Source organism: Haemophilus parainfluenzae (genome assembly GCF_014931275.1).
Lineage (GTDB): Bacteria > Pseudomonadota > Gammaproteobacteria > Enterobacterales > Pasteurellaceae > Haemophilus_D.
On sequence record NZ_CP063110.1, the window covers coordinates 510,119 to 523,577 of the forward strand.

Annotated in this window: 11 protein-coding genes; 6 read left to right on the forward strand and 5 right to left on the reverse strand. The window is 39.4% G+C overall.

Annotated elements, in window-relative coordinates; genetic code table 11:
• Window positions 1–91 precede the first annotated feature (91 nt).
• From speF to INQ00_RS02520, 3 genes are all read right to left on the reverse strand, one after another.
• Window positions 92–2,254, reverse strand: a complete 2,163-nt coding sequence (speF, locus tag INQ00_RS02510) for an ornithine decarboxylase SpeF (RefSeq protein ID WP_014064454.1) — start codon at window positions 2,252–2,254, stop codon at window positions 92–94.
• A 250-nt stretch (window positions 2,255–2,504) separates the two neighbouring features.
• Window positions 2,505–2,699, reverse strand: coding sequence for a leader peptide SpeFL (gene speFL / locus INQ00_RS09800; protein WP_197534114.1), 195 nt, complete (start codon window positions 2,697–2,699; stop codon window positions 2,505–2,507).
• Between the two features lie 215 nt (window positions 2,700–2,914).
• On the reverse strand, window positions 2,915–3,919 hold the full coding sequence (locus INQ00_RS02520) for an ornithine carbamoyltransferase (RefSeq protein ID WP_197547217.1): 1,005 nt from the start codon (window positions 3,917–3,919) through the stop codon (window positions 2,915–2,917).
• Between the two features lie 229 nt (window positions 3,920–4,148).
• Here INQ00_RS02520 and cpdB point away from each other — a divergent pair, with 229 nt between their 5' ends.
• Window positions 4,149–6,122 carry a 2',3'-cyclic-nucleotide 2'-phosphodiesterase gene (cpdB, locus tag INQ00_RS02525; protein ID WP_197547218.1) on the forward strand — a complete coding sequence of 658 codons (1,974 nt, stop codon included), beginning with the start codon at window positions 4,149–4,151 and terminating at the stop codon, window positions 6,120–6,122.
• A gap of 57 nt (window positions 6,123–6,179) precedes the next feature.
• Here the strand turns inward: cpdB and INQ00_RS02530 are convergent, their stop codons facing one another.
• Complete coding sequence (locus tag INQ00_RS02530) at window positions 6,180–6,278, reverse strand: methionine/alanine import family NSS transporter small subunit (protein ID WP_111327440.1); 99 nt, start codon at window positions 6,276–6,278, stop codon at window positions 6,180–6,182.
• A gap of 2 nt (window positions 6,279–6,280) precedes the next feature.
• A complete protein-coding gene (locus INQ00_RS02535) occupies window positions 6,281–7,795 on the reverse strand; it encodes a sodium-dependent transporter (protein WP_070775163.1) in 1,515 nt (504 codons plus the stop codon).
• 159 nt (window positions 7,796–7,954) lie between these two features.
• Between INQ00_RS02535 and INQ00_RS02540 the strand changes: the two genes are divergently transcribed.
• From INQ00_RS02540 to ilvD, 5 genes are all read left to right on the forward strand, one after another.
• The gene (locus INQ00_RS02540) at window positions 7,955–8,593 is read left to right on the forward strand and encodes a tellurite resistance TerB family protein (protein ID WP_070775162.1); all 639 of its coding nucleotides are present in this window, start codon (window positions 7,955–7,957) and stop codon (window positions 8,591–8,593) included.
• A gap of 185 nt (window positions 8,594–8,778) precedes the next feature.
• A complete protein-coding gene (gene ilvG, locus INQ00_RS02545) occupies window positions 8,779–10,434 on the forward strand; it encodes an acetolactate synthase 2 catalytic subunit (RefSeq protein WP_178162447.1) in 1,656 nt (551 codons plus the stop codon).
• A gap of 1 nt (window position 10,435) precedes the next feature.
• Window positions 10,436–10,666: an acetolactate synthase 2 small subunit gene (gene ilvM, locus INQ00_RS02550; protein WP_178162445.1), complete on the forward strand. Its 231-nt coding sequence runs from the start codon at window positions 10,436–10,438 to the stop codon at window positions 10,664–10,666.
• Window positions 10,666–11,469: a hypothetical protein gene (locus tag INQ00_RS02555; RefSeq protein WP_197547219.1), complete on the forward strand. Its 804-nt coding sequence runs from the start codon at window positions 10,666–10,668 to the stop codon at window positions 11,467–11,469. The genes ilvM and INQ00_RS02555 overlap by 1 nt, the downstream gene beginning before the upstream one ends.
• Before the next feature lie 114 nt (window positions 11,470–11,583).
• Window positions 11,584–13,422 (forward strand): dihydroxy-acid dehydratase, encoded by a 1,839-nt coding sequence (ilvD, locus tag INQ00_RS02560; RefSeq protein WP_178162441.1) that lies wholly within the window; start codon window positions 11,584–11,586, stop codon window positions 13,420–13,422.
• Window positions 13,423–13,459 lie beyond the last annotated feature (37 nt).

Here is a 13,459-nt window from a genome sequence, read left to right on the forward strand (position 1 = left end):
AAAGTGCGGTCAAAAAATCAGATGTTTTTAACCGCACTTTTTTTGTTTGTGCTGAGAGGGTTATGAGGGAAAACCTCATAACCACACTTTATTAATAGTCAGTTAAAACATAGCCATATGCACGAGTACGTCCATCAGGGTCTTTTTGTAAGTAAACCCCTTGGATTTCAGGTGCGAAACCAGGTAATGTGTTGATACCTTCTTCTAATGCGAGGAAGTATTTTTGTGCAGTCGGACTCCATCTTTCCCCTGGAACCACACATAACACACCTGGAGGATAAGGTAATGCACCTTCCGCAGCTACGCGACCAACAATGTCAGTTAATGCAACAAGTTCAACTTTGTTACGAACGAATTCAATATTCGCATCGTGTGGATTTAATGCATATTCCGGTAATGTTGCTTTGCGGAATAGGTCTTTTTGAAGTTGTTTTACATTGCGGCTTACATAAAGGTCATGCATTTCTTGGCATAATTGACGGATTGTGTAACCTTTGTAGCGGTCTTCGTTGTTTTTGTACACAGTTGGCAATACATCTTTTAATAAAGAGTTTTGTTTAATGTGTTTTTCGAACAAGGCAATTTGAGCTACCAATGTTTGCATTTTGGTGAGAGTTTCTGCCGGAGTGAGCAAGAATAAGATAGAGTTCAAGTCACATTTTTCCGGAATAATACCGTTTTCACGTAAGTAGTTTGCAAGAATGGTTGCTGGAATACCAAAGTCTTCATATTCACCATTTTCTAAGCTGATACCTGGAGTGGTAAGCAAGAATTTACATGGGTCAACGAAGTATTGTTCATCTGCATAGCCTTCAAATTTATGCCATGTATCAGTTGGGTGGAATTTGAAGAACTCGAGGTTAGTTGCGATTTCTTCTGTGTCATAATCTTGCCATTTTTTACCTTTTACTGTGGTAGGGATGAATGGACGGATTAAGTCACAATGATTCAACACTAATTTACGTGCTTCGATACCCACTTTCACACATTCATGCCATAAGCGAAGACCTGCTTCACTACCTTGGATTTTCGCGTTCACATCTAATGTTGCAAACAATGGATAGAACGGACTGGTTGAAGCATGTAACATGAAGGCGTTATTGAAACGTTTATGGTTTACATAACGATCTTGACCTTTGATATGTTTATCTTTTTTATGGATTTGTGAAGCTTGTGAGAAACCAGCTTGTTGTTTGTGAACAGATTGTGTCACTAAAATACCAGGGTCATTTTCATTTAATTCAAGCAATAATGGAGAGCAATCTTTCATCATTGGAATGAATTGTTCATAACCTACCCATGCAGAGTCGAATAAGATGTAATCACAAAGGTGACCGATTTTATCCACAACCTGGCGAGCGTTATAAATCGTACCGTCATAAGTACCTAATTGGATAACCGCTAAACGGAATGGACGTTTTTGATTTAATTTTTCAGGTGCTACTTCTTTGATTAATGATTTTAAGTAATCTTCTTCAAAACAGTGACTATCAATACCACCGATGAAACCAAATGGGTTACGTGCAGTTTCCAAATAAATTGGCGTTGCACCTGCTTGAATTAACGCACCGTGATGGTTTGATTTGTGGTTGTTACGGTCAAATAACACTAAATCGCCTGGAGAAAGCACTGCGTTTAATGCTACTTTGTTTGCAGATGAAGTACCATTTAATACGAAGTAAGTTTTATCTGCATTAAATACTTGAGCGGCATATTTTTGTGCATCACAAGCTGCACCTTCATGAATTAACAAGTCACCTAATTTTACGTCCGCATTACAAATATCAGAACGGAAAATATTTTCACCAAAGAAATCGTAAAGGAAACGACCTGCAGGGTGTTTACGGTAGTATTGACCACCTTGGTGTCCTGGACAGTCGAAAGCGATATTACCCATTTCCACATATTCACTTAACATTTTGAAGAATGGAGGTAACATTTTTTCTTCATAAAGTTTTGCTGCAGTTTCGATTTGGCGGCTATAAAGTTTGATGTCATAACCGTTTAAATCTTGGATATGGTAAATAGAATCATAGAATTTTGGATCCACTTGTTGTTCTTCAGTTTGAACAACGAACACTGGAACACCAAATTTTGTTGCTTGAATTCGACCGAGGTATTCTCCTACATCACCTGAACTTAACACAATAGCCGCAACATCTGTAAAGTCTGTTTTGGCAATCTCAACTAATTCTCTATTTGTAGAGAAATATTGTTCAACTTTTGGGCTATATGCAATTTTTAAGTTTGGCATAATGAACTCCTTTATTTATTTTTGACGTAAAGTTACCCTGCATTATTAATTTTAATAACGCAATAGATTTATTTAGAATAAAACAACCCTCTCTAGATTTTAATAACAAAAACTAAAGTAAGAATTTATTTATTTTAAATTAAATAAGATTAAGTTAATTTCACAAAATATTTCTTACCTGTTCTAGGCAATACAAAAATATTCAGAAATTAATCTGTGGATACTCTCTAAACAGAGAGAACAACTCTGTTTAGAGAGCCGTGTTGGATGGTTTGTTTTGAGAAGCAAATACTGAATATGAGAAGCAAGAGCGATGCGATGGCATCATAATATGGCGTGTACGACGGATGTGCGCCATCAAAGAACGACCTTTTATCGGATTAAACCGTAAAAGTCTCAATACTTTCGTATGGACATATCTGTGTATATATGTACGAAGTAGCATAGAAAAAGTCCCTCTTTCTATCTAAACTAACCTTTCTTTGGTACATTCTCTGCTTGTGTAAATATTATGTCAATAATATTTTTTGAAAAATGTGATCATAATCAAAAAACAACATAAAATTTCACATAAATAATAAAAAATCACAACGAACAACTTAAGAATTCATTCAAAATTTAGAATTAAAAAACGGTACACATTTTATCTAATTTTCAATACTAAGCTAAACTTGAAACTATTACCGCTTTAATCGTATGCATCCGGTTTTCAGCTTGCTCAAACGCAATATTCATCGGAGACTCAAATACGTCTTCAGTCACTTCAATGCCATTTGCTAATTCAGGGTATTTTTCTGCAATTTGGCGACCCACTTTAGTTTCGCTATTATGGAATGCAGGTAAACAGTGCATGAATTTTACTTTTGGATTACCCGTATGCTTCATGAGTTCTGGCGTTACTTGATAACGAAGCAATAACTTAATACGTTCTCCCCAAGCTTCTAATGGCTCGCCCATTGAAACCCAGACATCGGTATGCACAAAATCAACGCCTCTTACGGCTTTGTCGATATCTTCTGTTACAGTAATCCGCGCACCACTTTCTTTGGCAAAACCTTTACACATTTCAATAAAACCGGCTTCTGGTAATAGGGCTTTAGGACCACAAATACGCACATCCATCCCTAATTTTGATCCAATCAGTAAAAGAGAATTCCCCATGTTATTACGTGCATCACCAATATACACATAACTAATTTGACGAAGTGGCTTGTCACAATGTTCAATCATCGTGAGAACATCCGCGAGCATTTGTGTAGGATGAAACTCATCCGTTAAACCATTAAACACCGGCACACCTGCATAATCCGCAAGTTCTTGTACGGTACTTTGTTTAAATCCCCGATATTCAATCGCATCATACATTCTCCCAAGAACTCGAGCCGTATCTTTCATACTTTCTTTATGTCCAATTTGAGAGGAGTTTGGATCGATATAAGTTACTCGAGCACCTTGGTCATAAGCAGCCACTTCAAAAGCACAACGAGTACGAGTTGATGTCTTTTCAAAAATGAGTGCAATATTTTTACCTTTAAGTTGTTGCTGCTCTGTCCCTGCATATTTAGCTCGTTTCAAATCACGGGATAAATCTAACAAATAATTAATTTCGCGTTCTGAATGATGAACAAGACTCAATAGATGTCTATTTTTAAGATTAAAAGCCATAGCGATCTCCTTATCGGATGCCATCAATAAATGGCTACCTTACTGTGAATGAAGTGATTTTTAGCGGATTGGATACCCTATTTTTGTCCCAAACGTGAAGTTTTGCAACCAAATTCAATCCCTTATTTTGTGATGCATATCACACTTCATTTCATAACTTTATATTGCGCTTTCTTTATATATAAAAGAGCTTTAAAATCTTGCCGATTCTTATACAACAGGAGCTCATATGATCAACAGAAGAGATTTCATCCAACTTGGCGCAAGCAGCATTTTAGCGTTAAGTGCTAGCCGTTTTGCTTTTGCGAAAAGCGACACACAAGTCGATTTACGTATTGTGGCAACAACCGATATTCACAGTTTTTTAACTGACTTCGATTACTACAAAGATGCACCGACTGAGAAATTCGGTTTTACTCGTGCAGCAAGCTTGATTCGTCAAGCTCGTCAAGAGGTGAAAAACAGCGTTTTAGTTGATAACGGTGACTTAATCCAAGGTAACCCAATCGCTGACTATCAAGCAGCTAAAGGTTACAAAGAAGGCAAACCAAACCCAGCTGTAGATTGCTTAAATGCAATGCACTATGAAGTAGGGACATTAGGTAACCATGAGTTTAACTATGGCTTAGATTATTTAGCCGATGCGATTAAACAAGCGAAATTCCCAATCATCAATGCTAACGTAGTAAAAGTCGGTACCGAAGAGCCATATTTCACGCCTTATGTGATTCAAACCAAAGAAGTGGTGGATAGCCAAGGTAAAACACATAAACTAAACATCGGTTATATCGGTTTTGTACCACCACAAATTATGGTGTGGGATAAAGCGAACTTACAAGGCAAAGTTGAAACTCGCGATATCGTGAAAACTGCACAAAAATATGTGCCAGAAATGAAACAAAAAGGTGCAGATATTATTGTGGCACTTGCGCATACAGGCCCATCTGACGAGCCATATCAAGAAGGTGCAGAAAACTCAGCATTCTATCTTGCTGATGTACCACACATTGATGCGATTGTTTTCGGTCACTCCCACCGTTTATTCCCGAACAAAGAGTTCGCGAAATCACCAAATGCAGATATTGCTAAAGGTACCGTGAAAGGCGTGCCTGAAAGTATGGCAGGCTACTGGGCAAATAACATCAGTGTGATCGACCTAACCCTTGCTCAACACAACGGCAAATGGTTAGTGGCTGATGGTAAAGCAGCACTTCGCCCAATTTACGATGCAGAAAACAAAAAAGCGACCACAGAAAATGATGCAGAATTGACCGCACTTTTAAAACCTGTGCATGAAGCCACCCGTGAATTCGTGGCTCAGCCAATCGGTAAAGCGACCGATAACATGTATAGCTACTTAGCGTTAGTGCAAGATGACCCAACGATTCAAATTGTGAACCAAGCACAAAAGGCTTATGTTGAAAAAGTGGCTCCAAGTGTTGCAGCAATGGCAGGCTTACCAATTTTAAGTGCAGGCGCACCATTTAAAGCGGGCGGACGTAAAAATGACCCAACAGGCTATACTGAAGTTAACAAAGGTGAATTAACCTTCCGTAACGCAGCAGACTTATACCTCTATCCAAATACCTTAGTTGTGGTAAAAGCAACCGGTGAAGAATTGAAAGAATGGTTAGAATGTAGCGCAGGCATGTTTAAACAAATCGACCCTGCAAGCGACAAACCTCAATCTTTACTTGATTGGGAAGGTTTCCGTACTTATAACTACGATGTGATTGACGGCGTAAATTATGAATTCGACCTGACTCAACCAGCGCGTTATGACGGCGAATGTAAATTGATTAACCCTAACTCACACCGTGTGGTAAATTTAACTTACCAAGGTAAACCAGTTAATCCAAAAGCAGAATTCTTAATTGCGACTAACAACTATCGCGCTTACGGTAATAAATTCCCAGGTACAGGCGATGCACACATTGTTTACGCTTCTCCTGATGAAAACCGCCAAATCCTTGCGGATTACATCAAAGCAGAAAGCGAAAAACATGGCCATGTAAACCCAAGTGCGGATAAAAACTGGCGTTTTGCACCGATTAAAGATAACGATAAATTAGACGTGCGTTTTGAAACCTCGCCAAGCGAACAAGCAGCGAAATTTATTCAAGACAATGCACAATACCCAATGAAGAAAGTCGGCACTGATGAAGTTGGCTTTGCGGTATATCAAATCGATTTATCGAAATAACAAAAAAGGGCGTGCTGAGCACGCCCTACTTATATCAAAGTGCGGTCAATTTTGACCTTATTTTTCTTCTTTTGGAAGTCTAATTAAAGCAAAGATCAAGCCGCCCCAAATAATCAAAAGCGACACAATCATCATTGTAAGTGCAATACCTGTCATCTTTATTCTCCTTTTTCTTCAAGATTGAGGTTCTCTTCATTTTTCCATTTTAAGCGAGAAAGAATGAACGAAACGACTACAAGCAAAATTGCCATACCCCAACCAAAGGTATTTACGAACCAACTTGGATAACCTTCATAACCTTCTGTAAATACCTTCGCACCTTCACTCAATAACATAAAGGCAAGAATACCCGTGGTGATTACAATGCATAAACGCCATAGGAAACCGACTTTGAATGAAGAGCTTTCATTTAAGTGCTTACCTAATAAGCCAAGTTTTTCATTTGCTACAATCACAATTAATGAAACAAATGCTACCGCTACAATACCAAAGTAGTTTACGAATTTATCCAACACATCAAGCATTGGTAGACCGGTTGTGGTACCGAATAAAATCACTGAAACCACCATCATTGGTAAACCCACAATAAAGGTCGCTTTTGCTCGACGTAAACGGAGTTTATCTTGAATCGCTGAAATGATTACTTCAATAACAGAGATAAATGAAGTTAATGCCGCGAAGGTTAATGAACCGAAGAACAATACCCCTAACACTTCACCAAATGGTGCTTTATTAATGATGGTTGGGAATGCAAAGAAAGCTAAACCAATACCGCCTTTTGCCACTTCACTCACTTCCACACCTTGTGCAGCGGCAATAAAGCCTAATGCCGCAAATACACCGATACCTGCAAGTACTTCAAAGCTTGAGTTTGCAAAGCCAACAACTAAACCACTTCCTGTTAAATCAGAATCTTTTTTCAGGTAAGACGCATAAGTGATCATAATCCCGAAACAAATAGAAAGAGAGAAGAAGATTTGACCGTAAGCCGCAATCCACACACTTGGGTTAGACAATTTTGACCAATCTGGTGTAAATAACGCATTCAAGCCTTTTTCTGCACCCGGTAGAAATAAAGAATAAACAACCAACGCCACAAACATCACCACTAAAACAGGCATTAAGATGTCTGAAGATTTAGAAATCCCTTTTTTAATACCTAAAGAAAGTACGCCTAATGCGACTAACCATACTGCGATTAACGGGCCTGTCACCATGCCAACAAACTCAAAGCTCACACCATTAGCGATATCGCCCATTTTTAAGAATTCGTGTAGGAAGAAATCAATTGGTTTATCTCCCCAGGCAGAATTAAGTGAGAAGTAGGTGTAGCTTGCCGCCCAACCTAATACTACTGCGTAGTAAAGCCCAATGATGACGTTCACCATCACCTGCCACCAACCAAACACTTCAAAGTGCGGGTTAAAACGACGATAAGAAAGTGGTGCACCACCACGATGGCGATGACCGATTGCGTAATCTAAGAAAAGCAATGGAATACCGGCGGTTAAAAGTGCAATAAGATAAGGGATAATAAATGCACCGCCCCCGTTTTCATAAGTGGTGTAAGGGAAACGCCAAATGTTTCCTAAACCAACAGCGGATCCAATTGCCGCCATAATAAATGCTTTCCGACCAGAGAAGGTCTCACGCTTTGCGTTTGACTGCGTCATACTAAGTTCCTTTTTAATGAAGAAAGATTTCAATATAATGAATTCTAAAACCGAGTCAAGGACTTGGTTAAAAGAGCGGTTAAAAATAGTGAATTTTTTTTAAAATTTACTGTCTAAAGGCCAAATTTAATCTCTATTAACAACCAAAAGGAAACATTTATGGATATCAACAGCATTTTAAATCAAGTTTTAAATGTCGCTAAAAACTCTGCAAGCAAACTTGAAACCGGCAACCAAACTATCGACTCTATTACAAAAGTAGGTGGTGGTGCAGCGTTAGGCGGTATCTTATCGATGATTTTAGGCCGTAGCGGTGGTGCAAGCTTAGCAAAATTAGGCTCACTTGCCGTTTTAGGTAACCTTGCTTATCAAGCTTACCAAAACTATCAAAAATCCCAACAAAGCAGCCAACCAAACATCTCAGAAAATGCGTTTGATGTATTAAATTCATCAAGCCATGTTGATGCGGGTGAATTAATTTTACGCACCATGATCGCCGCAGCGGCAGCAGATGGTGAAATTACTGAAGATGAAAAACAAACTATTGCAAACGAAGCAGGTAACAACCCTGAATTAGCACAATGGCTTGCACAAGAAATCCAAAATCCAATTTCTATCAATGAAATTGCACGTCTTGTAGGTAACGATACTGCACTTGCAAGCAATGTGTACTTAGCGGCTCGTTTAGTAAGCAAAGATTTATCTCGCAAAGAAATCATTTTCTTAGCAGACTTAGCAAAAGCGTTAGGCTTAGACGATGCACTTGTGGAACAATTAGAAAAACAAGCAGGCTTCTAATTTTATGCAAAGAAAACATCATGTTTTCTGACCGCACTTTTCATTCAAAAACACGATAATGTTTGTTATCGTGTTTTTTTCATTGGTTTTTTCGCGAAAACCTAACCAAAGGCGAAAAATTCCGCTACAATGCTGAACTTCAGTGTTTATAAAATTATTCAATAATCATAAAAACGGGAAGCAACATGACAGGCGCACAACTCATTATCCAATGTTTAAAAGCGCATGGCGTAACCGATCTTTTCGGCTACCCAGGCGGGGCAATCATGCCAACCTATGATGCCATCTATGACTCAGGTCTTGACCATCTCCTTTGTCGTAATGAACAAGGTGCTGCAATAGCCGCGATTGGTTATGCGCGCTCTACAGGCAAAGTCGGCGTTTGTGTGGCAACCTCTGGTCCGGGTGCAACCAATTTAATTACCGGTTTAGGCGATGCCTTTGCTGATTCTGTGCCAATCGTGGCATTTACTGGTCAAGTGGCTGCCCCTCTTATCGGTACCGATGCTTTCCAAGAAGCCGATGTTTTAGGTTTATCTCTTGCTTGCACCAAACACAGCTACATTGTGCAATCCATTGAAGAACTCCCCGAAATTATTGCCTCTGCTTTCCAAATTGCACAAACTGGCAGACCTGGCCCTGTGTTAATTGATGTGCCTCGTAACATCCAAGTTGGCGATGTACCAGAACATATCAAACCCATTGTAAAACCTGTCGTAAAACCGACCGTACTTTCAGAATTAAAATTAGCGGAAGCAAAAGCGTTATTGTCTCAAGCGAAAAAACCCGTGCTTTATGTTGGTGGTGGCGTAGGTATGGCAAACGCAACACAAGCGGTCAGAAAATTCCTACAAATTACCAAAATGCCGTCTGTTTCGACATTAAAAGGTTTAGGCTCAATTGACCCGACAGATCCCGTTTATATGGGCATGATTGGTATGCACGGCACAAGACCAGCAAACATTGCCGTGCACGAATGTGATTTATTGTTAGTGTGCGGTGCACGTTTTGACGACCGCGTGACAGGTAAATTAGACAGTTTTGCGCCACAAGCTAAAGTCATTCATTGTGATATTGATGCGGCAGAAATCAACAAACTCCGTGTGGCAAATGTTGCCCTTCAAGGTGATTTAATTCAAGCTTTAGAGGCTTTAAGTATCCCGCTTGCGATTGATGATTGGCGTGCGCATATTCAAGCGCTGAAAGCCAAACTCGACTTCACTTATATCGACAATGCAGGCAACCGACCTATTGACCCTTGGTCATTGCTCAACACACTTTCACAGCGTAAACCTCAAAATGCCGTGATTTGTACTGATGTGGGCCAACACCAAATGTGGTCTGCGCAACATATGCGCCATTTCGCACCAGAAAACTATATTACCTCTGCGGGCTTCGGCACCATGGGATTTGGTTTACCTGCAGCGGTAGGTGCGAAAAAAGCACGTCCTCATGATGAAGTGATTTTGGTAACAGGCGATGGTTCATTGATGATGAATATCCAAGAATTAGGTTCAATCAAACGCGGTAAATTGCCAGTAAAAATTTTGCTGTTAGATAACCAACGTCTTGGTATGGTGCGTCAATGGCAAGACCTTTTCTGGAATAAACGCCGTTCAGAAACCATTCTAGAAGATAACCCTGATTTCGTGATGTTAGCGAAAGCCTTTGATATTCCAGCTGAACGCATTGAGCGCGCTGATGATGTAGATGCGGCACTTAATCGTTTATTAAATAGTGAAACTGCCTATTTATTGCAAGTATGCATTCCACCTGAAGAATGTGTATGGCCATTAGTGCCGCCGGGTGCATGCAACACGGATATGCTGGAGGAAATTTAAGATGAACCAATATACTTTTGACTTGATCGCTCAACACCGCCCCGAAGTACTGGAACGCATTTTGCGTGTGATCCGCCACCGCGGCTTCACCGTGACAAAAATGGAAATGGCACTGATTGACGACAAAGTGCGGTTAAAATTCACTGTAAAATCCGACCGCACTTTGGTGTTGTTGGTGAGTCAGTTGGAGAAGTTGCCTGATATCTTCAATATAGATAGAGTATTAAACTAATGGATAAATATTTACGATGTATTACCCAAGCGTTAGGGCTTATGATAATACTTGGCGGCTTTTTTAATAATGAGCCTATTTATTTGTTTATAGGGACATTGGTTGTAGTAGTGTTTGAAATATTATCTATTTATTATAAAGAAAACAGATTTATGTGGGCGACCTTATACGGTTCCGCAGTTGCAGTATTTTTTATTTCTTATTTTGCTCTTACATCTAGTTCAGATAACCTAATACAAGAAGTATTAGGTTATGAACCAGAGTTATTTCCAAAAACCCAAAAAGCCCTAACTATACTACTTATCTATGAATACGTTTTATATTTTTTAGGGATTATCTTTTCAATTCAGGCTCTATTCTGTGGCCTTGACCTATTACCAGTATTATATGATAGATATAAATTAGGAATAAAAGAGAGCTGTGAAGAAATGACCATTAAGCTAATGAACGTCTTTTATCCATTTATTTCTTTGTTTGCTCTTTATAGCTTATACATAAGTCTATTTCCTACACAAATTATAAAAAATGAAAGTTTCTCGTATCTATCTTATCAGGAGCCAGAGACTAAAATTTCCTTGCTTAAAACAAAGGTTTATTTAATTTCAAAATATTTTGATTTATTAACATTTGATAAAAATAATGGGAGATGTCAAAACCTTACCCAATCAAAAGAAATAGATAGACTTTCGGGCAAATCATTTATCTATATTAGCAAAAAAAAAAAAAATAATGATGAAATTAGTATTGATAAAAACAAATTAGATATACCTGAAGGATTTAAAGAAAAATTTGATTTTTTTTAAAATTTTGGAAAGATCGACAATAACCATCCATTTAGGATTAGAACTTATGAAATATATAAGCCTGACTGGGAAAGATATAAATGTAATTCTATTTAAAACTTGGAGAGATTATTTATGCCAAAACTACGTTCAGCGACTAGTACTCAGGGTCGTAATATGGCAGGTGCACGTGCCTTATGGCGTGCAACAGGGATGAAAGAAAATGACTTTGGTAAACCGATTATTGCGGTGGTGAACTCGTTCACTCAATTTGTACCAGGGCATGTTCATTTAAAAGATATGGGACAATTGGTTGCAGCTGAAATTGAAAAAGCCGGCGGTGTGGCAAAAGAATTCAATACTATCGCAGTAGATGACGGTATCGCGATGGGCCACGGCGGGATGCTTTATTCCTTACCAAGCCGTGATTTAATCGCTGATAGCGTGGAATATATGGTTAATGCTCACTGTGCTGATGCGATGGTGTGTATTTCCAACTGTGACAAAATCACCCCAGGAATGTTGATGGCAGCCATGCGTTTGAACATTCCAACTATCTTCGTTTCAGGCGGCCCAATGGAAGCGGGTAAAACAAAATTATCTGATCAGCTTATTCGCTTAGACTTAGTCGATGCGATGATTGAAGCGGCAGATCCGAATGTAAGTGATGAGCGTATTGATGCGATTGAGCGCAGTGCTTGCCCAACTTGTGGTTCTTGCTCAGGGATGTTTACCGCTAACTCAATGAACTGCTTAACGGAAGCGTTAGGTTTATCTTTACCGGGCAATGGCTCGATGTTAGCGACCCATGCTGACCGCAAAGAATTATTCTTAAAAGCTGGTCGTCAAATTGTTGAACTTTGCAAACGCTATTATGAACAAGATGATGAAAGCGTATTACCTCGTTCAATTGGCACCTTTGAGGCCTTTGAAAATGCCATGAGTTTAGATATTGCAATGGGTGGTTCAAGTAATACCGTTTTACACTTATTAGCGGCTGCTCAAGAAGCTGGCGTTGATTTCAAAATGGCGGATATTGACCGCTTATCACGCGTTGTGCCTTGCTTAAGCAAAATCGCACCAAACACCAATAAATACCATATGGAAGATGTGCACCGTGCAGGTGGCATTATGGGCTTATTGGGTGAATTAGATCGCGCAGGATTAATCCACCGTAACACCAAAACTGTGTTAGGAACAACACTAGAAGAACAATTAAATCAATACGATATCATTCGTAACAAAGACGAAGAATTACACAAATTCTTCCGCGCAGGTCCTGCAGGTATTCGTACCACGCAAGCCTTCTCACAAGATTGCCGTTGGGATAGCGTAGATGATGACCGTGTAAGCGGTTGTATCCGTAACAAAGAAAATGCAATTTCTCAAGAAGGTGGCTTAGCCGTATTATTCGGTAACATCGCTAAAGACGGTTGTATCGTAAAAACGGCGGGTGTGGATGAATCGATCTGGAAATTTACTGGCCGCGCAATCGTATTTGAAAGCCAAGAAGATGCTGTATCTGGTATTTTAGGTGGTAAAGTCAAAGAAGGTCACGTTGTGATTATCCGTTACGAAGGTCCAAAAGGCGGCCCGGGTATGCAAGAAATGTTGTATCCAACCAGCTACTTAAAATCTATGGGCTTAGGTAAAAAATGTGCTTTATTGACAGATGGTCGTTTCTCTGGTGGTACCTCTGGATTATCTATTGGTCATGCCTCGCCTGAAGCGGCTTCTGGCGGTGCCATCGGTTTAGTACATGATGACGATATTATCGAAATCGACATTCCAAATCGCTCGATTAACCTTAAAATCAGCGATGAAGAATTAGCAAAACGCCGTACCGAGCAAGATGCTAAAGGCTGGCAACCTGCTCACCGTGAACGTGAAGTATCCTTTGCATTAAAAGTATTTGGTCACTTCGCTACTTCTGCGGATAAAGGGGCTGTGCGTGATAAGAGTCTATTAAAATAATCTCTAATCGCTCCTCCTCTCATAAAAGAGAGGAGGA

Bases quoted from the DNA above. Each gene is read 5' to 3' on its own strand.
- INQ00_RS02530 (WP_111327440.1), bottom strand. From the start codon at position 6,278: ATGACAGGTATTGCACTTACAATGATGATTGTGTCGCTTTTGATTATT.
- INQ00_RS02540 (WP_070775162.1), top strand. From the start codon at position 7,955: ATGGATATCAACAGCATTTTAAATCAAGTTTTAAATGTCGCTAAAAAC.
- cpdB (WP_197547218.1), top strand. From the start codon at position 4,149: ATGATCAACAGAAGAGATTTCATCCAACTTGGCGCAAGCAGCATTTTA.
- INQ00_RS02555 (WP_197547219.1), top strand. From the start codon at position 10,666: ATGGATAAATATTTACGATGTATTACCCAAGCGTTAGGGCTTATGATA.
- ilvG (WP_178162447.1), top strand. From the start codon at position 8,779: ATGACAGGCGCACAACTCATTATCCAATGTTTAAAAGCGCATGGCGTA.
- INQ00_RS02520 (WP_197547217.1), bottom strand. From the start codon at position 3,919: ATGGCTTTTAATCTTAAAAATAGACATCTATTGAGTCTTGTTCATCAT.
- speFL (WP_197534114.1), bottom strand. From the start codon at position 2,699: ATGCTACTTCGTACATATATACACAGATATGTCCATACGAAAGTATTG.
- speF (WP_014064454.1), bottom strand. From the start codon at position 2,254: ATGCCAAACTTAAAAATTGCATATAGCCCAAAAGTTGAACAATATTTC.
- ilvM (WP_178162445.1), top strand. From the start codon at position 10,436: ATGAACCAATATACTTTTGACTTGATCGCTCAACACCGCCCCGAAGTA.
- ilvD (WP_178162441.1), top strand. From the start codon at position 11,584: ATGCCAAAACTACGTTCAGCGACTAGTACTCAGGGTCGTAATATGGCA.
- INQ00_RS02535 (WP_070775163.1), bottom strand. From the start codon at position 7,795: ATGACGCAGTCAAACGCAAAGCGTGAGACCTTCTCTGGTCGGAAAGCA.